Genomic DNA, 22714 nt, shown 5'->3' on the forward strand with positions numbered 1-22714 from the left:
TTTCGTATATCCACCTCAAGGCCAGGCGGTTCAGCTGGCGTCGGTGGCAAAGCGCAGGCGGTTGCCGTCCGGGTCGTGTAGCAGCATCTCCCGGCTGCCCCATTCGGTGTCGTGTGGCGGTTGCTCGATCGGCACGTTGGCGGCACTGAAGGCGCGGTGCAGGCTGTCGACGTCGTCGACGATGAAGTACACCGCGCCGCCGACCTCGCAGTCACCGCTGTGTTCGGTGAGGAAGATCGTCTGGCCGTCGCGGGTGAGCTGGGCGAACAGCGGGAAGCCGGGTTCGAAGCGGTGTTCCCAGTCAACCACGAAACCGAGCCCCTGTACGTAGAACGGCACGGTGGTATCGGCGTGGCGCATGCGCAGTTGCGGGATGACGGTCTGGGGCATGGCGAGGGCTCCTGGGGTGGGAACCCAGTGTAGTGTCGGCCGCTGGCCGGCATCCTCGTGGAACTGGGAACAATGAGGTTGCCGGCCAGCGGCCGGCACTACCGACTCTGCCTGGGCCTGGTAGTTGCCAACCTTGGTTGGCATTGCCGGCCAGCGGCCGGCACTACCGAACCGAAGCCACGTCGGCCAGCGGCCGGCACGACCAGAAGCGGTCAGCAGGCGGTCGGCACCGAGGCCATCGCCGCCAGTAGCTCCCGGTTCACCTGCTGGTGCCGCGCCTGCCACACCGGCAGATCCCCGGCGCTGACGTCAGGCTGGCCATCCAGCGACGACAGCCAGCGCTTGAAGCGGCTCTGGTAGTGGGCCAGCGACACTTCGCCGGTGATGTCACTGCCGGCCAGGCCACCGGCGCGCAGCGCTTCGATCACCACCAGTGCGTGTTCCAGCTGGAAGCGGCCCTGGTCCCAGTTGCTGCGGGCAACGTCCTCGGCGAACACGTCCTTGTCGATCGACAGGTAGGTCGGTTGCGGCGACTTGGCCTGCTCGGCGGCGAATGCGGCGACCAGCGCCTCCGGATGCTCGAAGCGGCGGAATGCATGGCCCATGCCCAGGCGGTGACCCCAGCCCACGTCCACGTCCATGCACCAGTACGTCAGCCGGCCGCTCATCAGCGGGCGCCAGTGGTTCTCCCAGGCATGGCCGAGGCCGATGTCGCTGGAGGTGATGCCGAGCACGTGGATGTGCGAGATCTGTGGCAGCTTGCTGGCGGCGTTCACCCACGAACCGCAGTGCATGCCGAACGGGAAACGCATGTTGTCCGGATGGTTGTCCAGCACCACCAGCTGGAACGGCGCCTGCATGCGCATGCGCTGCAGCAGCGGCAGGCTGAGGTGATGGAAGTCGCCACTGCCGAGCATCACCGTGCCGAGCTGCGCGGGCAGCGGTGCCAGCACTTCAGTGGCGAAACGCTCCAGGGTCGCATTGCTGCAGGCGAAGCGCAGTGGATCGTGCCACTGCGACAGGGCCAGGGTCTGCGCTTGTGGCAGCGGCAGCACGCCACCGTCCAGGTCCAGGATCAGCGGGGAACGCAACGGCATCGTTCAACCGCCTCCATCAGGTTCGCCCTGCAGGTACGGTGCCAGCCTGCGCAGGGCAGCACGCAGCAGCGGGGAACGGGCGTGGATCGCATGCCGGGTGGAGGTGAAGCTGGCACCCAGTTCGGCCTTGATCCGCGAATCGGTCCAGCCGGCCACGTAGTGGCTCAGGCCGTGCTGCAGCGCGTACTCGAGGTTGTGCATCCAGCTCACCGCGTACAGGTTGTGCTCGCGCGATTGCGGATAGGCCAGGCCGATGTACTTGTCCACCAGCTTGCCGGCATGCACGTAGCACAGGTTCCAGCCGATCAGCTGGCCCTGGTGGCGGTACAGGAACATCCGTCCCTGGCCTTGGCTGTCGGCCAGAAGGTACTGGAAATAGGGCAGGTCGAGCTGGTCGAAATGCACCGCGCTCTGCGCGAACACGCCCAGGTACAGCGCGTACAGTTCGGCCTGCAGCTGCGGGTCGGCCAGCGCCGGATCACCAGTGGCTACGCAGTCGATCTGCAGGTCATCACGCGAGCGCAGCTTGCGCCGGATGTTCTTGCGGCGCGAGGACGACAGGCGGCCGAGATAGCCGTCGAGCGAATCGAAATCGATCGCCACCCAGGCCAGCGGCATGCCTTCCAGTTCAACGAAGCCGCGCTCCAGCAATGCCTGCAGGAACGCGCCGCTGTGTGCGTTGGCGGCGTCGTCCAGCAGCGGTGAATCGATGGCCAGGTCCTTGACCACCAGCAGGCGCGTATCGCCGGTCGCGTGACGCGTCACGTCCTCGGCCAGTGCCTCCGGCGCGACGTGCGCCGGCAGCGGGGTGTACTCGGTGCTGGTGGCACCGATGAAGCGGGTCTGCCAGGTGATCCACGGCCGCCACAGGCGCGACAGCGGCAGGCCGAGCAGCTTGCCGCGGAGTGCGTCGTCCATCGTGGTGGTCAGGTCCAGCGGCGCACGGAAGGTCGGCAGGCCACTGGGCAGCCGGCCTGCCTCGAAACCGAGCGGCGGGTGGGCCAGGAAGCCTTCCAACAGCGCGGCCGGTTCCAGCGCAGTGCTGGATGCACGTGACGTCATCTCCATCGGCACGGGAACCGGCAGCGCATCCGACCTCAGCCCTTGGCCTTGGTCAGCGCCTGGTCGAGCAGGGTGATCGCCAGGTCGATCTCTTCGTAGCTGATGTCCAGCGACGGCGCGAAGGTGATCACGTTCTTGTACCAGCCACCCACGTCGAGCACGAGGCCCATGCGCTTGCCGTCGTGCAGCAGGTCACCGGCCAGGCCGATGTCGACCATGCGGTCCAGCAGTTCCTTGTTCGGGGTGTAGCCGTCGGTCTGGCAGATTTCCGCACGCAGGGCCAGGCCCAGGCCGTCGACATCGCCGATTTCCGGGTGGCGCTTCTGCAGGCCACGCAGGCCGTCGAGGAAGTACGCGCCCTTTTCCGGCACGGTGCGCTCGTAATCCATTTCCTTGCCCAGCTTCAGCACTTCCAGGCCCAGGCGGGTGCCCAGCGGGTTGGAGTTGAAGGTGGAGTGGGTGGAGCCCGGCGGGAACACGGTCGGGTTGATCAGCTCTTCGCGCGCCCACAGGCCCGACAGCGGGTTCAGGCCGTTGGTCAGCGCCTTGCCGAACACCAGCACGTCCGGGGTCACGCCGAAGTGCTCGATCGCCCACAGCTTGCCGGTGCGCCAGAAGCCCATCTGGATTTCATCGACGACCATCAGGATGCCGTACTTGTCCAGCACGCGCTTGAGGCCGGTGAAGAAGTTGCGCGGCGGGATGACGTAGCCGCCGGTGCCCTGGATCGGCTCGACATAGAACGCGGCGTACTCGGCCTGGCCGACCTTGGGATCCCACACGCCGTTGTACTCGCTTTCGAACAGGCGCTCGAACTGCCACACGCAGTGGTCGGAATACTCGTCCGGGGTCATGCCCTTCGGGCGACGGAACGGGTACGGGAACGGGATGAACATCGCGCGCTCGCCGAAGTGGCCGTAGCGGCGGCGGTAGCGGTAGCTGGAGGTGATCGACGACGCACCCAGGGTGCGGCCGTGGTAACCACCTTCGAAGGCGAACATCAGGCTCTTGCCGCCACGCGCGTTGCGCACGATCTTCAGTGAGTCTTCAATGGCCTGCGCGCCGCCGACGTTGAAATGCACGCGGCCGTCGAGGCCGAACTTCTCGTGCATGTCCACGGCAATGGTCTTGGCCAGCTGCACGCGGGTCGGGTGCAGGTACTGGCTGGCCACCTGCGGCAGGGTGTCGATCTGGTCCTTCAGCGCGTCGTTCAGGCGCTTGTTGCTGTAGCCGAAGTTGCAGGCCGAGTACCACATCTGCAGGTCGAGGTAGGGCACGCCCGCACCGTCGAACATGTAGCTGCCTTCACCGCGCTGGAAGATCTTCGGCGGGTCGACGTAGTGGACGGTGTCGCCGAAGGAGCTGTAACGGGCTTCGTCGGCCAGCAGCTGCGCGTCGGAGGCGGCTGCGTCGGCGTTCTTGTCAAAAATGTTCATGCAGTTCGGTTCCGTGAAGGACGTTCGAAAGAGGACAACAGGGGGCGTGCTTGGAAGGGAGTGCTCAGGCGGTGGCCAGCAGCAGCGGCAGTGCGGCAGGCTGCGGGCTGGCGTCGATGCGACGTGGCTGCAGCAGGCTGCCATCAAGCAGGCGCGGCAACAGTGCGATTGCATCGTGGAAGGTGTCGATGGCGGCATGCTCGATGCCGGCATTGCTGCAATGGGTGATCAGGCGACGCTTGGCGAACACGAAGTCGGCGTCTTCGGACACGCAGAAGTCCGAGCTGCCATCGCCGATCATCAGCACGCGCGGTGCTTCTTTGGCGCGTGCCTGTGCGGCGCAGGTGCATTTGCAGGTGCCGCTGCGGCAACCTTCGGCCTGGTAGGGCGATTCCAGTTCCCAATGGTCATCGCACCAGCGCAGGTGGTTGGCCACCACCGGCAGCGGCGGCAGGCCATGGTTGGCGAGGATGCGGTGGATCGCATAGTCCAGACCATCACTGACGATGCGCAGCGGCAGGCCGAGCTGGTCGGCACGGGTGACGAAGGCGGAGAAACCCGGATCGATCTGCACCTGGTCCAGGTGGGCGTCGAGCGTGGCCGGGTCGAGCTTCAACAACCGCACCTGGCCCTGCATGCATTCGCGCGAGCCGATCTTTCCCGACTTCCACTGGTCTTCCAGCGCCTGCCAGCCCGGCTGGCCGTACTTCTCCAGCAGCGAGTCGATGACATCTTCGAGGCTGATGGTGCCATCGAAGTCACACAGGATGCTCCAGCGCATGGGCAGGTCCGTCGATGAAAGAAACGTCCGGCGCGATGCCGGGGCAGGCTCAATGTAGGCAGGCAGCCTTTCTCGTTCCTTTCCTGTTGAAAGCTCGCATTTCCGGCCGGGGAAAGCGTTCAGGAAGGTGCAGGGATGAATGCGTGTGGCGCAGGTCATGCCTGCGCCTGAAGGTCAGGCCCGGGCGAGTGCCTGCAGGATTTCGGCGGTGTCTTTACGGGTCTGCCAGGCGCTGTTGCCGAGCGTCAGCATGCGTGCGGCGAAGTCGCGCGCGTTGGGCATCGGGTCACCCGGCACGATGCCGCGCAGGTAGGTGTAGTCGGGCAGGGCATGGATGAACATGCGGCTGACTCCGAGCCCGCGCGGCCACAGCTCTTTCAGCACGCCATCGCGGGCCTGCTGGCTGGGCAGCAGCAGCATCAGCATCGGCCAGGTGCCGCCGGTACCGGCCAGTCCATCGACCACTTCCACCGCCGGCAGTTGCGCCAACTGCACCCGCAGTTGCAGGGCGCGCAGGCGTCCAGCCTGCAGGAAGGCAGGCAGGCGCCGCGCGGCATTGGCTCCGATGTTCTGCCGCCATCGGCTGACCCGGTGCTGCGGGATATCCAGCGCGAAGATGTCACCCACCGCTTCTTCGAGATCGCCACGCTGCAGCGCACGGCGTAGCGGATTGCCATACACCAGCGACAGCAACGGCGGGCGGTAGCAGGCGGCCAGGCCGAGCAGCTGAACGCTGCGCAGCAGCTCCCACCGAAGGTTGAAACGCGTCTGCTCGGCGGCATGCTCGGCCAGTGCCGCGCGCAACGCATCGTCACGACTGACCAGCAGGCCGCCTTCATGCAGGCTCAGGCCCTTGCCAGCGGCGAGGCTGAAGAATCCGATATCGCCACGCAGGCCGACACTGCTGTTGCCGACCCGTGCACCCAGCGCCTGTGCGGCATCTTCGATCACCCAGGCGCCCGCGGCGCGCGCCACTTCATTGGCCAGATCCACATCGGCAATGCGTCCTCCCAGGTGGGTAGGCAGGATCGCAAGCGTGCGCCCATCGGCCAGCCGCTTGAGCTGGCCCGGATCGAAGTCGAAATGACCGCGACGGGTGTCGCACAGCTGCACACGCAGGCCCAGGCTGTGCACCGCGATCGGTACCAGTGGGCAGGTATAGGCCGGCATGATCACGGTATCGCGCCTGGGCGCGCGCCTGCGCAGCGTACGCAGCGCGATCAGCAGCGCGTGGGTGCCGGAGCAGGTCAGCTGCAGCGGAGGGGTACCCAGTTGGCTGGCCAGGATCTCGCGCAGGTCGCCACCGCCGGGAAGGAAGTCGCTGGCCTGCATTGGCAGGCCAGCAGTGGGCGGCAGTTCGCGCGCGAACAGGCTCATCGCAACGCGCTCACGTCGTGGCTTCGGTAGGGCTGTGCGGGTCGTCCGCCTCGGCACGGCCGAGGCAGACGATGCCGGCCACGATCAGTACCGCACCGAGCAGATGATGCAGCGTCAGTGGTTCATTCAACAGCCACGCCGACAGCAGCAGCACGCTGATCACCTCCAGGTGCGAGGCCGCGAAGGCAGGTCCGATCGGCGCGTGGCGCAGCAGGCTCATCCAGGTGAAGAACGCGCCCACGTAGCCGAGGATCGCGCCGTACACCCAGGGCTGCGACAGCACGCGCAACAGCCAGGCGGTATTGGCTTCGACCGGCAGCGCGGCATCTCCGGCGTACTTGAAGCACAGCTGGGCCAGCGTATCGAAGGCCATCAGCAGCGGGAAACCGATCACATACAGGCGCCTCACGAGCCGGCCCCCACCACCGCCACGCCGGCAGTGACCAGCAGCATGCCGGTCACCCGCAGCGGTGTCAGTTTCTCGCGGAACAGTATGCGGCCGGCGATCATCAGCGCGACGATGTTGATCGAGCCGAGCAGCACGCCCTTGGACAACGGCACCAGTGACAGGAACGCGATCCAGGCGACGAACTCGAGCACATAGCAGGCGATTCCCAACCACAACCAGGGCCGGCTCAGCATGTGCTTCCAGCGCTGCAGGCCCTCTGCTTCATTCGGGTCGCTGGCGGCGGCCTTGAACGCAAGCTGGCCACCGGTATCGAGCACCACGTTGACCAGCCACAACAGCGTGGCGAGTGACCCCATTTCAGGCCACCGCCTTGAGGACGCCGCTGCGTTCACCGATCTCGCTGAAGAAGCGCGCGCTGCGACGGATCACGTCGCGCCGTTCGCGATCGATGGTGATCATGTGGTAGCTGTCTTCCAGCACCACCAGTTCCTTCGGGCCGCTGACCCGCGATATCACCAGCTCGGCGTTGCCCATGCTGGCCACGTCGTCCTCGCGGGCGTGCATCACCAGACAGGGAGCGGTGACCTGGTGCAGGTGGCGGCGGGTCCAGTTGCTCAGGGCGCGCATTTCGGCCAGGGCATGCCAGGGGTTGCCCGGCAGGCCGGCGGCGGCGCTGTCGCCGGACAGCATGGCTGCGCTGACCTGCGCGCGCAGGCGCTCGTCACGCAGGCCGTAGGGCGGCTCTTCCATGAACATGCGATCGCGGCCGATGTTGAAGCGCTTGAACCACGGCAGCAGGAACGAGAAGCGGGCCACGGCCGGAATGTTCCAACCGTCGTAGCGGAACGTGGCGCCGTATACGCCCACGCCGGAAACCCATTCCGGGCGGCGCGCAGCCAATGCCAGCGACAGTACCGCGCCCATCGACAGGCCGCCGACGAACAGCTGGTCAACCTTGCCGCGCAGGGTCGCTGCCGCATCTTCCACGCCCTGGTACCACTGTTCCCAGGTGGTCGCCAGCAGGTCGTCGACGCTGCCGCAATGGCCGGGCAGCTGCACGCCGTGCACGGTGAAACCGGCATTGTTCAGGCCCTTGCCCAGCATGCGCATTTCCGCTGGCGTGCCGGTCAGGCCGTGAACCAGCAGCACGCCCTGCGGGCCACCGGGGAGGAAGAAGTCGTGCGTTTCGGTCACCTGGCGGCTCCGGGGCGGCAGTGGGGATGGTCAGGATCGCAAGCGCGATTTTCACCAGCCTTTCAGCGCCCCGGACCGGGTCAGGGGGCCTTCAGCAGCGGCAGCGTGACGGTGACCTTCAGTCCGCCGCCGGCACGGTTGAGGAAGCCCAGGCGTCCACCGAAGTGCTCCACGGCCTCGTGGGCGATGGCCAGGCCCAGGCCGGTGCCGCTGGACGTGGTGCCCGGGGCGCGGAAGAAACGCTCGCCCAGCCGTGGCATCACGTCCTCGGGCACGCCGGGGCCGTTGTCCTCCACGTACAGCTCCACATCATTGTCGTCCAGCGCCTGCACGCCGACCGTGACGGTGGCGCCGCGGCCTGCATAGCGCAGGGCATTGTCGATCAGGTTGTCCAGCGCATCCTGCAGCAGGGCGCCGTTGCCGAGCACACGCAGCGGCTGGCTGCTGCCGCGGTAGCCGAGGTCGATGCCATCGCGGATCGCTTCCGGCACGCGGGTGCCCACCCATTGCGGCAGCAAGGTGCCAAGATCCAGCGCTTCGACGGTTTCCGGCACGGTCTGCGCGCGGCTCAGCGCCAGCAGCTGGGTGCTGACCCGCGCGGTGCGCTGGTTGAGCCGGCGGATGTGCTGCAGCGCCTCGCGCACGGTGTCCGGGTCGCCATGTGCCAGCGCCTGGTCCACGTGCAGGGCCATGCCGGCCAAGGGCGAGCGCAGCTGATGCGCGGCATCGGCGATGAAGCGGTTCTGCAGCGTGATCATCTCCGCCTGGCGGGCGAACAGGCCATCGATGGTGCTGATCAGCGGTTGGATTTCTTCCGGCACGTCGGCATCGGAGATCGGCGCCAGCTCGCCACGGCGCTGTGCCAGGCGGGTAGTCAACGGGGTCAGGATGCGCAGGCCATAGGTCACGCCGAACCAGACCAGCGCCGCGGTACCCAGCGCCAGCATGGTCATCAGCGGGATGATGATCATCAGGATCTCGCGCGCACGCTGTCGGCGGTCGGCCATGCTCTCGGCCACGGTCACCGCCAGCTGGTCCTGCGGGTCGTTCATCGCCTGCGTGCAGACGGTGGCCATGCGCACCTGCTGGCCGTTGAGGGTACCGTCGTAGAGCGCAGGATGCACACCGGTGCAGTCCTGCGAAGGAGCGTACGGGCTGAAGTCCGCATTGCCGCTGAGCGTACCCATGCGGCTGCTGTCGACGTTGAAGTAGCGATGGCCGTCGGGGTCGTACTCGATCAGGAAGCGCGCCTGCGGAGACAGGTCGCTGGTCACCGGCATGGTGCTCAGCATCTGTGCGAACGAATGCGTGTCGTCGATCAGGTTGCGGTCGTGGATGCGATTGGAATAGTCCAGCGCAACGTAATAGGCAAGGACCGTGTTGAAGATCAACAGGCCCAGCATCGGCAGCGCCAGGAAGGCGAGCAGGCGCCGGCGCAGGCTGGGCGGGCCACTGATCACGGCGTGCTGTCGTCCTGCGCGTCTTCCAGCATGTAGCCCAGCCCGCGTACGGTGCGGATGCCGATGCCGCCGGGTTGCAGCTTGCGGCGCAGGCGATGCAGGGCGATGTCCAGGCCGTTGTCGGTCAGGTCCTGGCCCCAGTCGCACAGCGCTTCGACCAGCTGTGCGCGCGAGACGATGCGTTCGGCACGCACCGCCAGTGCGGACAGCAGGCCGAATTCGCGTGCGGTCAGCTCCAGCGACTGCTCGTCGATCCACACGCGGTGTCCGGCCAGATCCAGCCGCAGGCGGCCGATGCGCAGGTCCGGGTTGCCATTGCTGGTGACCCGGCGCAGCTGCGCACGCACGCGCGCCTCGAATTCGTCCAGCGCGAACGGCTTGACCAGGTAGTCATCGGCGCCAAGGTCGAGCACCCGCACGCGTTCGGCCAGGCCGTCACGGGCGGTCACCACCAGCACTGCCAGGCCATCACCGCGCTGGCGCAGGCGCTGCAGCACGTCACGGCCGTCCAGCTGCGGCAGGCCCAGGTCCAGCACCAGCAGCGCGTACTGGGTCGAGCCCAGCGCGGCATCGGCGTGCGCGCCGTTGTCGACGTGGTCGACCACATGGCCCTGCCGGCGCAACGAGGTGCACAGGCCGGAGGCGATGTCCGGGTCGTCTTCAGCAATCAGAACGCGCATGCGCGTGGGCTCCAGTAGCAGTCAGGCCGGCCGGATGATCGCGGTGGGCCTCTCGGCTGCCGAGGGTAGCCGCAAACCGGGTGAAGGGGGAGCGCGCTGGCGCTTGCAGGCGCCGCCGCGCTGTCCTTCCATTCAGTCCTGCAGGCCGGGCTCGCCCTGCGCCAGCGGCACCCGCGAGCCATCCAGCAGGCCCCGGCTGAGCGTGCCGTTCTCGATGAACAGCAGTTCGCCGTTTTCACCGTTCTTGATGCTGCTGTCGATGGCGATCACGCGGTCGCCATGGAAACTGCTGACGTGCGGCATCGAGGTGTGGCCGACCACGATGCGCTTGAGTTGCAGGCGATCCAGCACCGCCTGTACGCCCTGCGTATCGAGGCGGCCATCGAAGTAGCCGCGGTACCAGATCGGGCTGGTCTTGCCGTCATACAGCGGCGCGGTGGCCGGGTCGGCCTTCACTTCGGCCTTGGGCAGGCCCAGCGACGCCTGGTAGGCCGCATTGGTGCGAGCCGGTTCCAGCGCCAGCTCCACCGCCTCGGGCGAGATGCCGCCATGCAGGAACAGAGTGTCGCCGATCTTCAGCAGTACCGGGCGGGTGCGCAGCCACTGCCCGATCACCGAATCGGCACCGTACAGCTGCGGGTAGCTGCGGCCGAGCAGCTGCGCGCTGCGCAGGTACTTCGGATTGACGTAGCGGAGGTCGTCGTACAGCACCATGGTTTCGTGGTTGCCCAGCACGAAATGCACCGCGCCGCCGGCGGCGGCCGCCTGCTGCTGCAGGCCGTACAGCAGCCAGAACGCCTCGGTTACCTGCGGGCCGCGGTCGAACACATCGCCGGCGACCACCAGCGTGTCCTTGCCCAGTGCCCAACGGTCCTGCGCATCGATGACCTGGTGGGCGCGCAGCAGGCGCACCAGCAGCCCGTACTGGCCATGGATGTCGGACAGCGCGACGATGCGCGGCGCAGCCGGAAGCACGGAGGCCGAAGGCGCGTTCGGTGCCGCCACATGCACGGTGTGCCCGTAGCCACAGCGCGCTGCGATATCGGTGCCTGCAGTGCCCATGGCAAGTGTGCGCGACTCGACCTTGTCGGCGCAGATCCACTTGGCTTGCAGTTGCTCGCCCTGGCGGAACACATAGGGGCCATCGGCGTCCACATGGGCGGCGGGGGCCGCGACCTCGCGTGCCTGCGTGGTTGCTGCGGCGCAGGCCAGCACCGGCAGCAGCAGGGCGGTCAACAGGGAAGGGCGATAGCGCGACATCGGCAGCATCCGGCAGCGGAAAGGCCTGATCCTAACCGGCGTGGCCGGGCGGCGGTGTGCGCGAACGGGCGGGTCAGCTGCTGCCGCTCCCGTCCTTGAGCTTGCGCACACGGGTTGCAGACGCTGGCAGCGGTTCGCCATCGCGACCGCGTGGCTGCATGTAGGGCAGCGGTCGCCGTGTGCTCGATTCGATCAGCTGGGAGTGCGCTTCACCGGCGCCGAAGCGGTGGCGCTCGCCCCACTGGCGCAGGGCGACCAGCAGCGGGAACAGTTCCAGGCCAGCGGCGGTGAGCACGTATTCCTGATAGGCCGAGCCGTCGGAGGCGGGCTGCAGCCGCAGGATGCCTGCTTCGACCAGCCGGCGCAGGCGGTCGCTGAGGATATTACGGGCCGCACCGAGGCTGCGCTGGAAATCGCCAAAGCGGGTGACGCCATCGAAGGCATCACGGATGACCAGCAGCGCCCAACGGTCACCGAGCAGATCGGCGCTGCGGGCAACGGGGCAGGGGCTGTCGGCGTGCATGGTGGACCTCTCTGATGTGGTTGCAGTTTAAAACCAATGGCAGTAGCCTGCATCAAGTTTCAAATTGCAACTACATCATGACTGCAGCACCCATCCCACGCCCCCTGCTGGTCCTGCTCGCGGTTGCCGCAGGTGCCAGCGTTGCCAACGTCTATTACGCACAGCCATTGCTGGAACGCCTGGCACAGGCCTTTGCGCTGGACCCCGCGCTGGCCGGGGCGGTACTGGCAGCGACCCAGGCGGGCAGCGTGCTGGCCTTGCTGGGCCTGCTGCCATTGGCCGACAGGGGCGATCGCCGGCGCCTGCTACGCCTGCAGTTGATGGCGCTGGTGGTCGCATTGCTGTGGTTGGCGGCCGCGCGAACGGCCGTGTGGCTGTTGTCGGGCATGCTTCTGGCCGGCCTGCTGGGCACCGCGCTGACCCAGGGGTTGATCGCCTACACCGCATCGCTGGCACCGGCTCAGCAGCGCGGGCGCGTGGTCGGCATGGTGCAGGGCGGTGTGTTCATTGGCCTGCTGCTGGCGCGTGTAGTGTCCGGCGTGGTGGCGGCCGCTGTTGGCTGGCGCGCGGTCTATCTGCTGTCGGCGGCGCTGATGGCGGCGTTGGCAGTGCTGCTGTGGCGGCGTCTGCCGGCGGTGCCGGTACCGGTGGTGCCGCCGGGCTGGCGTGCCTTGATGGGGTCGATGCTGGGCATGCTGCGCGATGACCGGACGCTGCGTGAGCGCGGTCCGTTGGCACTGTTGCTGTTTGCCGGCCTCAATGTGTTCTGGGCGGCAGCGCCACTGCCGTTGTCGGCGCCACCGCTGCACTGGTCGACTGCCGCCATCGGTGCGCTGGGCCTGGCTGGGGTGATCGGTGCGCTGCTTGCGGCGCGGGTCGGGCACTGGATGGACCGTGGATTCGCGCATCGGGTCAGCCTCGGCGCGCTGCTGCTGATGCTGGTCGCGTGGTGGCCGCTGCTGGGGTTGCCGCATTCGGTGGGCATGCTGTTGCTGGGCGTGGTCGTGCTCGATCTGGGCGGGCAGGCGCTGCATGTATCGAACCAGGCCCTGTTGCTGCGCGCGCCGGGCGAACAGCATGGGCGCCTGGTGGCGCTGTACATGCTGTTCTATGCGCTGGGCAGTGGTGCTGGTGCAGCGGCCGGGCCCTGGATGCAGGCGCGCCATGGCTGGCCGGCGGTATGCCTGCTGGGCGCCGGCATTGCGTTGCTGGCGCTGCTGTGGTGGGCGGCGTGGCGGATACCGCGCCGTACCGCAATGTAGCGACGCGCGCGCCCGGGGTTGCCGCTACCGCTGCAATGCCCGCCGCCCAGGGGCTTCCTGCAGTGCATCGCTGGCCACCACCACTCGGTTGCGGCCACTGCGTTTGGCCTCGTACATCGCCGCGTCGGCACGGGCCATCAGCCGCTCGTAGTCCGGATGACCATCATGGCCGGCGACACCGATGCTGGCGGTCAGGCTCAATACCTGGCCGTTGGCCAGCGGTACCGGCGATTGTGCGATCTGCCGGCGCAGGCTTTCGGCAATCACTGCCGCCTGTGATTCGCTGGCGGCGACCAGCACCACCACGAATTCCTCGCCACCGTAGCGGAACAGATAATCGCTGCCACGGGTGAGCTGGCCGAGCACCCCAGCCACATGCTGCAGTGCGCGGTCACCCGCATCGTGGCCGTGGCCGTCGTTGATCGCCTTGAAATGATCCAGGTCGAGCAGCAACAGCGAGAACGGCGTACGGTTGCGTGTAGCCAGCTCGATTTCCCGGCGCAGCACGGTCGGCAGGAAGCGGCGGTTGAGCAGGTTGGTCAGCGCGTCGCTGCCGGCATCGAGTTCGCCGATGCGCTCGAACAGCAGGGTCATCAAGGTGCGGATCGCGGCCAGGTCCTCGCGGATCGCTGGCAGCACTGTAAGCCGCTGCGCAGGATCATCGGCGGCGGCCCGCTGCAGGCAGCCGTCGATACGCGCCATCAGCTGGTCGACCTGCTGTGTCTCGCTGCTCTCGCCGAAGCTGGGAATGCCCTTGTGGGTGAACCACAGGCCAAATTCGGAAGTGGCCAGGCTGGCGCCGTCGCTGCCCTGCAGATGGCCGGCCAGGGCGTAGAGCAGCGCGTTTTCCCAGTCCAGCAGCAGCGCGCGCTGGCGCTCGCGCTCGGTGCTGACGTTCTGCACCAGCGAGAACAGCCGGTACGCAGCATCGGCGCGGGTGGAGCGTTCGCGGGCATGGGTGTAGGCCAGGGTCATGCCTTCCATGGCGATATCCATGATCGCGCTGAGGCAGTCGATGGCGGCGAACGCAGTGTCGCTGTCCGGCGCATCGTCGCGCAGGCGCACGAACAGTTCATGTTTGAGCACGCGTGCGCCACGGGTGACCAGGTCGACCGGAATGCCGACGCGGGCGTGCACGTCGCCGATGATCCGTTGCGAGGCCACCGTGTTGGCGATGCCGCTGGCATCGGTGGTCAGCAGCTGCGCCAGCCAGCGCTGCATGGCCGGCTGCAGGCGCTGCTTGACCTGGTCGTGGGAAAGGAAACGGCGCGCACGGGTGTCCTGCAGCAGCACTTCGTAGAAGCGTTGGGCCAGGGCCGGTGGGGCATCGGCGGCCGCGGCATGCAGCAGCGCGGTGGCGGCAGGGCCGGCCTGCAGCAGGCACTGCTGCCAGGCCTCGGCCAGCGGCTGGCTGGCGTCGTCCAACTGGGGTGGTTCCACGTCGATCTCTGATTGCGTACGGCAAACCACGGGTATCGGCCGTGGCGGCGTGCGGTTGATGGCGGGCTAGCCGACCAGTTTAAGCGCGATGCAGGCTTGCGCGGTGCGCAAAGCACATCGGCACGGCTGCGGCAATGCGTGAACGCATTTGAGAATCACTCGCATTGATGGGAGAATGCGCGCACGGATCGGGCTGTGGCTACCTGCAGCGGCGCTCCGCCTCCCCCTCGTCGTTGCCTCAAGCCCTTTGCCAGAGGCCCCGTTGCCCTGCCAGAAGGTCCAGATCATGTCCCGAGCCGTTGTCCCTTCGCCGCGCCCGCTGGCGCTCGCCGTTGCCGCCCTGCTGGCCGGCAGCGCGCTGACCGCCCACGCTGAAACCGACGCCACCGATATCGACACGGTGCATGTCACCGCTTCACAGATCGCACGGCAGGCGCTGGGCACCTCGACCATCACCGCCGAGGACATCGCCAAGCGGCCGCCGGCCAACGACATCGCCGAACTGTTGCGGACCATGCCAGGTGTCAACCTGACCGGCAACAGCGCGTCGGGCCAGTACGGCAACAACCGCCAGATCGATCTGCGTGGCATGGGCCCGGAAAACACCCTGATCCTGGTCGACGGCAAGCGCATCGGCGCGCGTGATGCTGTGCGCATGGGCCGCAGCGGTGAGCGCAATACCCGCGGTGATACCAACTGGGTGCCGGCGGAAATGATCGAGCGCATCGAAGTGCTGCGCGGCCCTGCAGCGGCGCGCTATGGCTCCGGTGCTTCCGGTGGCGTGGTCAACATCATCACCAAGCGCCCGACCGGCGATCTGACCGGTGCGGTCGACCTGTATGGCCTGGTGCCCGAGCACAGCGCCGAAGGCGGCAGCGAGCGCGTCGGCCTGCAGCTGAGTGGGCCGATGACCGACACCCTGTCGTTCCGCTTGTACGGCAATCTCAACAAAACCGATGCCGACTCACTGGACCTCAACCGCCAGTACGCCACCAACCCCAACGCAGTGCCGCCAGCCGGCCGCGAGGGCGTCAAGAACCGCGACGTCAACGCGCTGCTGCGCTGGGACGTAACCGCCAACCAGGTGGTCGAGTTCGAAGCCGGCACCAGCCGCCAGGGCAACATCTATGCCGGCGACCGCGCCGTCAGTACCACCGGCACCTCGACACCGATCGATCTGGGGGCTTTGGCCGAGCAGCAGGCCGAGACCAACCGCATGTACCGCAATACCGGCGCGATCACCCATCGCGGCCGCTGGGGAGACGTGACCTCGCGGGTAACGGCGGCAGTGGAAGCGGTGAACAACTCGCGCATCAATGAAGGCTTGGCCGGTGGCCCGGAAGGCAGCTTCAACGGCACCGACTGGTCGACCTCGCGCCTGCGCAATTACCAGCTGGACGGCGAAGTGAGCTTCCCGACCACGCTGGGCGGTGCCGAGAACATCTGGACGCTGGGCTTCGAGTACCTGGACAGCCGTCTGACCGACCCGTATTCGATGAGCCAGTCCAGCAGCAGCGGCGGCGGCTTCCCGGGGCTGTCGGCCGACCGTGCGCGCGGCAAGGCCGATGCGCAGACCACCGCTGTATTCGTGGAAGACAACATCTATCTGGGCGAGCGCTGGATCGTTACCCCGGGCCTGCGCTTCGACCATCACAGCCAGTTCGGCAACAACACCAGCCCCAGCTTCAACGCGCAGTTCCGTATCAACGGCGACTGGGTGGTGAAGGGCGGCATCGCGCGTGCGTTCAAGGCGCCGAACCTGTACCAGTCGAATCCGGACTATCTGTACTACACCCGTGGCAATGGCTGCCCGAACGCACTGCCGAGCCTGGGTGCCGGCTGCTACATGCGCGGCAATGCGGACCTGAAGGCGGAAACCAGCCTGAACAAGGAACTAGGCATCGAGTGGGCACCGCAGAGCGGCTGGCAGGCGTCCTTGACGTACTTCCACAACGACTACAAGGACAAGATCCAGGCCGGCTACACCCAGATCGGGCTGACTGCCGATACAAAGGGCCGCATCTTCCGCTGGGAGAATGCACCGAAGGCGATCGTGCAGGGGCTGGAAGGCAACCTGGTGATTCCGCTGCTGGGCGAGCAGGGCAACCGCCTGAAGTGGAGCAACAACTTCACCTACATGGTGGAGAACGAGAACAAGAGCACCGGCCAGCCGCTGTCGGTGATTCCGAAGTACACGATCAACACGATGCTGGACTGGCAGGCCACCGACAAGCTGTCGCTGCTGCTGACCGGCACGTTCTATGGCAAGCAGAAGCCGGCTACCACCAACATCAACAATGATCCGCGTTGCACCGGCACCTGCGATCCGTCGATCGCACTGCAGGATCGCGGTGCGTACAACATCTGGGGCGTGAGCGCACGCTACAAGGTGACCGAGACGGTCAGCTTCGGCTTCGGCGTCAACAACCTGGCCGACAAGCGCCTGTTCCGCGAGGCCAACAGCAGCGATGCCGGCGCGGCCACCTACAACGAACCGGGCCGCGCCTACTGGGCCAGCCTGCGATTCGGGTTCTGAGCACACGCGGGTAACGGCCCGCTGCGTTCGTCAGGCATGGCCTGGCGCTACGGGGTAGCGCCGGGCCGTGCACGATGGTATCGCCCAGCAATCCGCGCCCCGGTAGCGCCGGGCCATGCCCGGCGAAGGTATCGGTGGCCTGCAATGTTATAAACACCGTGATAGTTTCCCAACGCCCTCCGGCGTAGCCTGCCTCCCATCGCAAAGGAGCTGTTGCCATGGGCCACGACCACGATCACCTGCCATCCGAGATCCGCCACGAGAAACCCTTGTGGTGGGCACTCGGCCTGACCTCCACCTTCCTCGTTGTCGAAGTGGTGGGTGCGTTCTGGACCAACAGCCTGGCGCTGCTGTCCGACGCCGCGCACATGGCCACCGACGCTTTGGCGCTGATGATCGCGCTGGTTGCGGTGAGGCTGAGCCGGCGCCCGCCGGATGCGCGTCGCACCTACGGCTATGCACGCCTGGAAGCGCTGGGCGCGATGATCAACGGCGCGATGCTGTTCGTAGTCGCTGGTTACATCCTGTGGGAGGCGATCGGGCGCTTCCGCGAACCGCAGGAGATTGCCTCCTCCGGCATGCTGGTGATCGCCGCCGCGGGCCTGGTCATCAATCTGATCTCGATGCGCCTGCTGCAGGCCGGTAGTGGCGAGAGCCTCAACGTGAAGGGCGCCTACCTGGAAGTGTGGGCGGACATGCTTGGCTCGGTGGCGGTGATTGCCGGCGCGTTGTTGATCAAGTGGACCGGCTGGAAGCCGATCGACCCGATCCTGGCGGTACTGATCGGCCTGTGGGTGCTGCCACGCACCTATGTGCTGATGCGCGAGGCGATCAACGTGCTGCTGGAAGGCGTGCCCAAGGGCATGGACGTGGCCAAGGTGCGCGACAGCCTGTCAGGTCATGCCGCCGTGCTGGACGTGCATGACCTGCATGTGTGGGCGTTGGCCTCCAGCACCCCGGCGCTGACCGCGCACATCGTGATGCGTGATGGAACCGACGCTGATTCACTGCGTCGAGAGCTGGGCGGCCGCCTGCACGATGACTTCGGTATCGAGCACGTGACGCTGCAGATCGAGGCGGATCATTGCGGTGAAGCCTGTGGCGAGCCGGCGCCGGCCAAGGGCGGTGAGCACGAGGGCCATGAAGGCCACGACCACGGCGAGGACGCGCAGGGCCACCGCGGCCACGTGCATCGCTGATCGAGGATGGCGACCGCGCTGGATGATGCCCGGTGCGGTCATTCGCCCCGCCGTGAGGCCAGCCGATCCGCCAGCCGGGTCGGCTCCGGCAGCCGGTAACCGCGCAGCGTGCGCTGCACCCAGTCCAGCGCAGTATCGGCGCTGACCCGATGGCCACCGGCCACGAACAGCGGCTTGCATTTCACCTTGCTGCGCAGCACCCAGCCGAGCTGCTCGTTACCGTCCAGCAGCGGCGTATGCGCGCCGGCGTCTGTGCCCGGTTCGACGAAGCGGCCCACCAGTTTCGACTTGGCGACGCCGATGCTTGGCAGGTCGGTGACCACACCGAGGTGAGCGGCCACCCCCAGCCGGCGCGGGTGGCTGATGCCATGGCCATCGACGAACACCAGGTCCGGCGTGCGCGGCAGCAGCGCCAGCGCGGCCAGCAGCGCCGGCAACTCGCGGAAGCTGAGCAGGCCGGGGATGTAGGGCATCACAGTAGGGATGCGCGCGATTTCCTGCGCCACAGGCAGCAGCGTCTTCGCATCCAGAAGTACCGCCGCGGCACGGGTGGTGGCGCCGTCATCCTCGAAGCCAACATCCAGCCCGGCCAGCCAGCGCACCGTGCGTGACAGCCGGTCCTGGCGTTCCACGCGACCGGCCAGCTGGATCTGCTGCTCGCGGGCGGCGGCGACGCTGCCTTCCCAGCGTCCGGGGTCGATCACCGTATTCATTGGTTGCAGCATCGCATGTGTGGGGCCACGGCGCGGTGAGCGGCGCCCGGGGCTACAATGGCGGCCTGCCTTTCCTCGCGTTGGAGACCCTGCAGTGACCCGTAAACTCGTACTGTTGCGCCATGGCCAGAGCCAGTGGAACCTGGACAACCGCTTCACCGGCTGGGTCGATGTCGACCTGACCGAACAGGGGCGCGGGGAAGCGGCCGCCGCTGGTCGCCTGATGCGCGAGGAAGGCCTGCAGTTCGACGTCGCCCACACCTCCGTGCTGAAGCGCGCCATCCACACCCTGCAGGGTGCACTGGCCGAGCTGGAACAGGACTGGCTGCCGGTGAACAAGTCCTGGCGCCTCAACGAACGCCATTACGGTGGCCTGCAGGGCCTGGACAAGGCCGAGACCGCCGCCAAGCACGGCGAGGATCAGGTCAAGGTGTGGCGTCGTTCGTACGACATCCCGCCGCCGGCCATGGACCTGGAAGATCCGGGCCACCCGATCCATGACCGCCGCTACGCCGGCCTGGATCGCAACGCGCTGCCGGGCACCGAATCGCTGGCGACCACCCTGGATCGCGTGCTGCCGTACTGGCACGACGCCATCGCGCCGCAGCTGAAGGACGGCAAGACCGTGCTGGTCACCGCCCATGGCAATTCGCTGCGCGCGCTGTACAAGTACCTCAACAACGTGTCGCGCGAGGAAATCCTCGAGCTGAACATCCCGACCGGCATTCCGCTGCTGTTCGAGTTGAACGACGACCTGACGGTGAAGTCGTTCCGCTACCTGGGCGACCCGGAAGCGGCCCGCAAGGCCGCTGAAGCCGTGGCCAACCAGGGCAAGGCGAAATAACAACGAAGGGCCGGCGCAAGCCGGCCTTTCGATTTGTAGAGTCAGGCCATGCTCGATTGCTCTCCGTTCCGGGTTCATGACCCCTGCGGCAAGAGACCAGCAGCAGTCGAGCACGGCTCGACTCTACAGAAGCGGTGCCCTGTGACCTTTGGCGGTCCCCGCCGCGGGCCTGCCCGGCTACCCTGTGAAATTACCCGCAGGAGAGCCTCATGAACTTCCGCAACCTGGCCCCGTTGGGCCTGACCATCGCCATCGCCGCCTCGCTGGCTGCCTGTGGCAAGAATGAAACCGCGCCGGCCGCCAACGCCGACGCCAAGCCGGCCTTCGACCAGTCGCAGATCAAGACGCCGCTGATCTCGCTCAACAGCGCCGACCTCGATCCGGCCATTTCGGCCTGTACCGACCTCAATGGCTTCGTCAACAGCAAGTGGCTGAAGGCCAACCCGGTGCCGGGCGACCAGACCACCTGGGGCAGCTTCGAGATCCTGCGCGAGCGCTCGCTGGAAGTGCAGCACGCACTGGTGCAGCAGGCCGCCGCCAGCCAGGCCAAGGCCGGCTCGGTGGAAGCCAAGATCGGTGACATCTGGAAGACCGGCAACGATGAAGCCAAGATCGAAGCCGCTGGCCTGGCCCCGCTGCAGCCGCAGCTGGACAAGATCACCGCGCTGAACGACACCGCCGCCATCACCCAGTACCTGCGCGACAGCCAGGCCGAGGGCAAGGGCGTGCTGTTCTCGCTGTTCGCCAATGCCGATTACAAGGATTCGGCCAACGTCATCGCCTACGTCGGCCAGGGCGGCCTGGGCCTGCCGGAGAAGGGCTACTACTTCGACGACGCGCAGGCGAAGATCCGCGACGCCTACGTGGCCTACATCGCGCAGGTGCTGACGCTGTCCGGCGTGGACGCGGCGCAGGCTGCCGAACAGGCCAAGGCGGTGATGGCCTTCGAAACCCGCCTGGCCAAGGCCTCGATGTCGCGCATCGAAATGCGTGACCCGGCCAAGCGCTACAACCCGCTCAGCGCCGCCGACGCCGACAAGCTGACCCCGAACTTCAGCTGGACCGCGCTGTTCGACACCCTGAAGGTGCCGGCCGCGCAGAAGTTCTCGCTGGCGCAGCCGGGCTTCTTCGGTGAAATGGACAAGATGCTCGCCGACGTGCCGGCCAGCACCTGGCAGGCGTACCTGCGCTTCCACACCATCGACGACGCCTCGCCGTACCTGAGCAGTCAGTTCGAGAAGGCCAACTTCGATTTCTATGGCACCACCCTGCGTGGCCAGAAGGAAATGCAGCCGCGCTGGAAGCGCGTGCTGGAGTCGGTCAACGGCGGCATGGGTGAAGCCCTGGGCCAGCTGTACGTCGACGCCGTGTTCCCGGCCGAGTCGAAGGTCGCCATGCAGCACCTGGTGGAAAACCTGTCGCAGGCGCTGAAGGCGCGCCTGGAGCAGCTGCCGTGGATGGGCGAGGAAACCAAGAAGAAGGCGCTGGAAAAGTGGGCCAGCTTCACCCCGAAGATCGGTTACCCGGACAAGTGGCGTGAGTGGACGGGCCTGCAGACCAGCGGTGACAGCTACCTGGGCAACATGCAGGCAGCGCGTGCGTTCAACTACCGATACATGCTGGACAAGATCGGCAAGCCGGTGGACAAGACCGAGTGGGGCATGACCCCGCAGACCGTCAACGCCTACTACAACGCCACCAAGAACGAGATCGTGTTCCCGGCGGCGATCCTGCAGGCGCCGTTCTTCGACGCCAAGGCCGATCCGGCGCTGAACTATGGCGGCATCGGTGCGGTCATCGGCCACGAGATGATGCACGGCTACGATGACTCGGGCAGTCAGTTTGCCGCCAACGGCAACTTCGACAACTGGTGGACCGACGCTGACCGCAAGGCCTTCACCGAGCGTACCGACCAGCTGGTCGCGCAGTTCGATGGCTACGAGTCGGTGCCGGGCGTGTTCGTCAAGGGCAAGCTGACCCTGGGCGAAAACATCGGTGACCTCGGTGGCCTGACCGTGGCGTATGACGCGCTGCAGATGGCGCTGAAGGAAGACCCGAAGGCGAACGTGGAAGTCGACGGCCACAGCCAGGACCAGCGCTTCTTCATGAACTGGGCCACCGTGTGGCGCCGCAACTTCACCGATGGTGAGCTGCGTGTGCGCCTGAACACCGACCCGCATGCCCCGGCCAACTTCCGTGCCAACGGCGCGCCGTCGAACATGCCGTCGTACGCCGCTGCATTCCAGTGCAAGGCCGGTGACGCGATGGTGCGTGCCGACGACAAGCGCGTGGTGATCTGGTAACCGATCGCAGGTGATGCGTGAAGCAGAAGGCCCGGCGAACGCCGGGCCTTTTTTTGTCTGATCGGTAGCGTCGGGCCATGCCCGGCGGATCTCAGGCCAGCGCCGGTTCCTGCGCCAGCATGCGATGGAAGCGCTGCAGCACGTAGGGATCGATCAGGCCGCCGGATTGCTCGTCGATGATCCGCAGCACCTTTTCGTGCTCCATCGCGGTGCGATAGGGGCGCACGCTGGTCATCGCGTCGTAGGCATCGGCGATGGTGACGATGCGTGCACCGAGTGGAATGTCCTCGCCGCGCAGGCCGTCGGGATAGCCACTGCCATCGAAGGCCTCGTGATGGGTACGGATCAGCCGTGCCACCGGTACGGCATCGCTGCGGCCGGTGGCCATGAAAATATGCTCGCCACGCACCGGATGCTCGCGCATGATCGCGCGCTCCTCGTCGGTATGCCGGCGCGGGGCCAGCAACACATCGTCGGGAATGCCGATCTTGCCGATGTCGTGGAAACGGGCGGCCAGGCCGATCTGCGCGCAGGCTTCATCGTCGAGGTCGCAGCGTGCGGCCAGGCGCTGTGCGAGCAGGCCGACGCGGTCGCAGTGGTGGCGGGTGTAGGCGTCGCGCATCTGCAGCGACATCGAGAGGGCATCGATCAGGCAGGCCTGCGCATGCAGCAGGTCGGGGGCGGGTACGGCGTCAGGGAACATGGTCATCCGCCCGCACCGGGTGGGGGCCGGTGCGGGGTGTTCGGG

General features: G+C 66.9%; 21 protein-coding genes. 5 read left to right on the forward strand and 16 right to left on the reverse strand.

Features of this window, described 5'->3' with window-relative positions; translation table 11 throughout:
* Positions 1-30 precede the first annotated feature (30 nt).
* The 13 genes from DI041_RS09025 to DI041_RS09085 all read right to left on the reverse strand — a co-directional run bounded on the left by DI041_RS09025 (position 31) and on the right by DI041_RS09085 (position 11669).
* Positions 31-390, reverse strand: a complete 360-nt coding sequence (locus DI041_RS09025; protein ID WP_046983248.1) for a bleomycin resistance protein — start codon at positions 388-390, stop codon at positions 31-33.
* A 212-nt stretch (positions 391-602) separates the two neighbouring features.
* Positions 603-1487: a hypothetical protein gene (locus DI041_RS09030; protein WP_046983247.1), complete on the reverse strand. Its 885-nt coding sequence runs from the start codon at positions 1485-1487 to the stop codon at positions 603-605.
* 3 nt (positions 1488-1490) lie between these two features.
* The gene (locus DI041_RS09035) at positions 1491-2555 is read right to left on the reverse strand and encodes a GNAT family N-acetyltransferase (RefSeq protein WP_046983246.1); all 1065 of its coding nucleotides are present in this window, start codon (positions 2553-2555) and stop codon (positions 1491-1493) included.
* A 29-nt stretch (positions 2556-2584) separates the two neighbouring features.
* Complete coding sequence (locus tag DI041_RS09040; RefSeq protein ID WP_046983245.1) at positions 2585-3985, reverse strand: aspartate aminotransferase family protein; 1401 nt, start codon at positions 3983-3985, stop codon at positions 2585-2587.
* 64 nt (positions 3986-4049) lie between these two features.
* Positions 4050-4766, reverse strand: coding sequence for an MtnX-like HAD-IB family phosphatase (locus DI041_RS09045; RefSeq protein WP_136638308.1), 717 nt, complete (start codon positions 4764-4766; stop codon positions 4050-4052).
* Positions 4767-4940: 174 nt separating this feature from the next.
* Complete coding sequence (locus tag DI041_RS09050) at positions 4941-6143, reverse strand: DegT/DnrJ/EryC1/StrS family aminotransferase (RefSeq protein ID WP_136638307.1); 1203 nt, start codon at positions 6141-6143, stop codon at positions 4941-4943.
* A gap of 10 nt (positions 6144-6153) precedes the next feature.
* Positions 6154-6552, reverse strand: a complete 399-nt coding sequence (locus DI041_RS09055) for a DMT family transporter (RefSeq protein WP_135272786.1) — start codon at positions 6550-6552, stop codon at positions 6154-6156.
* On the reverse strand, positions 6549-6908 hold the full coding sequence (locus tag DI041_RS09060; protein ID WP_012510464.1) for an EamA family transporter: 360 nt from the start codon (positions 6906-6908) through the stop codon (positions 6549-6551). Before DI041_RS09060 ends, DI041_RS09055 begins: the two co-directional genes overlap by 4 nt.
* A 1-nt stretch (position 6909) precedes the next feature.
* Positions 6910-7746, reverse strand: coding sequence for an alpha/beta hydrolase (locus DI041_RS09065; protein ID WP_136638306.1), 837 nt, complete (start codon positions 7744-7746; stop codon positions 6910-6912).
* An 80-nt stretch (positions 7747-7826) separates the two neighbouring features.
* On the reverse strand, positions 7827-9206 hold the full coding sequence (locus DI041_RS09070; RefSeq protein ID WP_136638305.1) for a sensor histidine kinase: 1380 nt from the start codon (positions 9204-9206) through the stop codon (positions 7827-7829).
* On the reverse strand, positions 9203-9886 hold the full coding sequence (locus DI041_RS09075) for a response regulator (RefSeq protein WP_136638304.1): 684 nt from the start codon (positions 9884-9886) through the stop codon (positions 9203-9205). The genes DI041_RS09070 and DI041_RS09075 overlap by 4 nt, the downstream gene beginning before the upstream one ends.
* A 132-nt stretch (positions 9887-10018) precedes the next feature.
* Positions 10019-11146, reverse strand: a complete 1128-nt coding sequence (locus tag DI041_RS09080; protein ID WP_136638303.1) for a metallophosphoesterase — start codon at positions 11144-11146, stop codon at positions 10019-10021.
* A gap of 73 nt (positions 11147-11219) precedes the next feature.
* Positions 11220-11669, reverse strand: a complete 450-nt coding sequence (locus DI041_RS09085) for a winged helix-turn-helix transcriptional regulator (protein ID WP_136638302.1) — start codon at positions 11667-11669, stop codon at positions 11220-11222.
* A gap of 77 nt (positions 11670-11746) precedes the next feature.
* Between DI041_RS09085 and DI041_RS09090 the strand changes: the two genes are divergently transcribed.
* Positions 11747-12931 carry an MFS transporter gene (locus DI041_RS09090; RefSeq protein ID WP_136638301.1) on the forward strand — a complete coding sequence of 395 codons (1185 nt, stop codon included), beginning with the start codon at positions 11747-11749 and terminating at the stop codon, positions 12929-12931.
* A 24-nt stretch (positions 12932-12955) separates the two neighbouring features.
* Here DI041_RS09090 and DI041_RS09095 read toward each other — a convergent pair whose 3' ends face one another.
* Positions 12956-14371 (reverse strand): GGDEF domain-containing protein, encoded by a 1416-nt coding sequence (locus tag DI041_RS09095; protein WP_136638300.1) that lies wholly within the window; start codon positions 14369-14371, stop codon positions 12956-12958.
* Between the two features lie 286 nt (positions 14372-14657).
* Here DI041_RS09095 and DI041_RS09100 point away from each other — a divergent pair, with 286 nt between their 5' ends.
* Entirely contained in the window at positions 14658-16907 is a 2250-nt protein-coding gene (locus DI041_RS09100; RefSeq protein ID WP_136638299.1) for a TonB-dependent siderophore receptor, read from the forward strand.
* Between the two features lie 218 nt (positions 16908-17125).
* Positions 17126-18106, forward strand: a complete 981-nt coding sequence (locus tag DI041_RS09105) for a cation diffusion facilitator family transporter (RefSeq protein WP_136638298.1) — start codon at positions 17126-17128, stop codon at positions 18104-18106.
* 38 nt (positions 18107-18144) lie between these two features.
* On the opposite strand, the gene nfi is transcribed toward DI041_RS09105, so the two are convergent.
* Positions 18145-18819 (reverse strand): deoxyribonuclease V, encoded by a 675-nt coding sequence (gene nfi, locus DI041_RS09110; protein WP_136638297.1) that lies wholly within the window; start codon positions 18817-18819, stop codon positions 18145-18147.
* A gap of 94 nt (positions 18820-18913) precedes the next feature.
* On the opposite strand from nfi, the gene gpmA reads away from it, so the two are divergent.
* Positions 18914-19663 carry a 2,3-diphosphoglycerate-dependent phosphoglycerate mutase gene (gene gpmA / locus DI041_RS09115; RefSeq protein ID WP_136638296.1) on the forward strand — a complete coding sequence of 250 codons (750 nt, stop codon included), beginning with the start codon at positions 18914-18916 and terminating at the stop codon, positions 19661-19663.
* A 209-nt stretch (positions 19664-19872) separates the two neighbouring features.
* Positions 19873-21966 (forward strand): M13 family metallopeptidase, encoded by a 2094-nt coding sequence (locus DI041_RS09120; RefSeq protein WP_136638295.1) that lies wholly within the window; start codon positions 19873-19875, stop codon positions 21964-21966.
* 91 nt (positions 21967-22057) lie between these two features.
* On the opposite strand, the gene DI041_RS09125 is transcribed toward DI041_RS09120, so the two are convergent.
* A complete protein-coding gene (locus DI041_RS09125; protein ID WP_046983231.1) occupies positions 22058-22675 on the reverse strand; it encodes an HD-GYP domain-containing protein in 618 nt (205 codons plus the stop codon).
* Between the last annotated feature and the right edge of the window lie 39 nt (positions 22676-22714).

Source organism: Stenotrophomonas maltophilia (genome assembly GCF_004920835.1).
GTDB lineage: Bacteria > Pseudomonadota > Gammaproteobacteria > Xanthomonadales > Xanthomonadaceae > Stenotrophomonas > Stenotrophomonas maltophilia_AQ.

Coding starts and splice junctions, on each gene's coding strand:
- DI041_RS09100 (WP_136638299.1), top strand. CDS start 14,658: ATGTCCCGAGCCGTTGTCCCTTCGCCGCGCCCGCTGGCGCTCGCCGTT.
- DI041_RS09105 (WP_136638298.1), top strand. CDS start 17,126: ATGGGCCACGACCACGATCACCTGCCATCCGAGATCCGCCACGAGAAA.
- DI041_RS09050 (WP_136638307.1), bottom strand. CDS start 6,143: ATGAGCCTGTTCGCGCGCGAACTGCCGCCCACTGCTGGCCTGCCAATG.
- DI041_RS09030 (WP_046983247.1), bottom strand. CDS start 1,487: ATGCCGTTGCGTTCCCCGCTGATCCTGGACCTGGACGGTGGCGTGCTG.
- DI041_RS09120 (WP_136638295.1), top strand. CDS start 19,873: ATGAACTTCCGCAACCTGGCCCCGTTGGGCCTGACCATCGCCATCGCC.
- DI041_RS09090 (WP_136638301.1), top strand. CDS start 11,747: ATGACTGCAGCACCCATCCCACGCCCCCTGCTGGTCCTGCTCGCGGTT.
- DI041_RS09075 (WP_136638304.1), bottom strand. CDS start 9,886: ATGCGCGTTCTGATTGCTGAAGACGACCCGGACATCGCCTCCGGCCTG.
- nfi (WP_136638297.1), bottom strand. CDS start 18,819: ATGAATACGGTGATCGACCCCGGACGCTGGGAAGGCAGCGTCGCCGCC.
- DI041_RS09040 (WP_046983245.1), bottom strand. CDS start 3,985: ATGAACATTTTTGACAAGAACGCCGACGCAGCCGCCTCCGACGCGCAG.
- DI041_RS09025 (WP_046983248.1), bottom strand. CDS start 390: ATGCCCCAGACCGTCATCCCGCAACTGCGCATGCGCCACGCCGATACC.
- DI041_RS09085 (WP_136638302.1), bottom strand. CDS start 11,669: ATGCACGCCGACAGCCCCTGCCCCGTTGCCCGCAGCGCCGATCTGCTC.
- DI041_RS09125 (WP_046983231.1), bottom strand. CDS start 22,675: ATGACCATGTTCCCTGACGCCGTACCCGCCCCCGACCTGCTGCATGCG.
- DI041_RS09060 (WP_012510464.1), bottom strand. CDS start 6,908: ATGGGGTCACTCGCCACGCTGTTGTGGCTGGTCAACGTGGTGCTCGAT.
- DI041_RS09045 (WP_136638308.1), bottom strand. CDS start 4,766: ATGCGCTGGAGCATCCTGTGTGACTTCGATGGCACCATCAGCCTCGAA.
- DI041_RS09035 (WP_046983246.1), bottom strand. CDS start 2,555: ATGGAGATGACGTCACGTGCATCCAGCACTGCGCTGGAACCGGCCGCG.
- DI041_RS09080 (WP_136638303.1), bottom strand. CDS start 11,146: ATGTCGCGCTATCGCCCTTCCCTGTTGACCGCCCTGCTGCTGCCGGTG.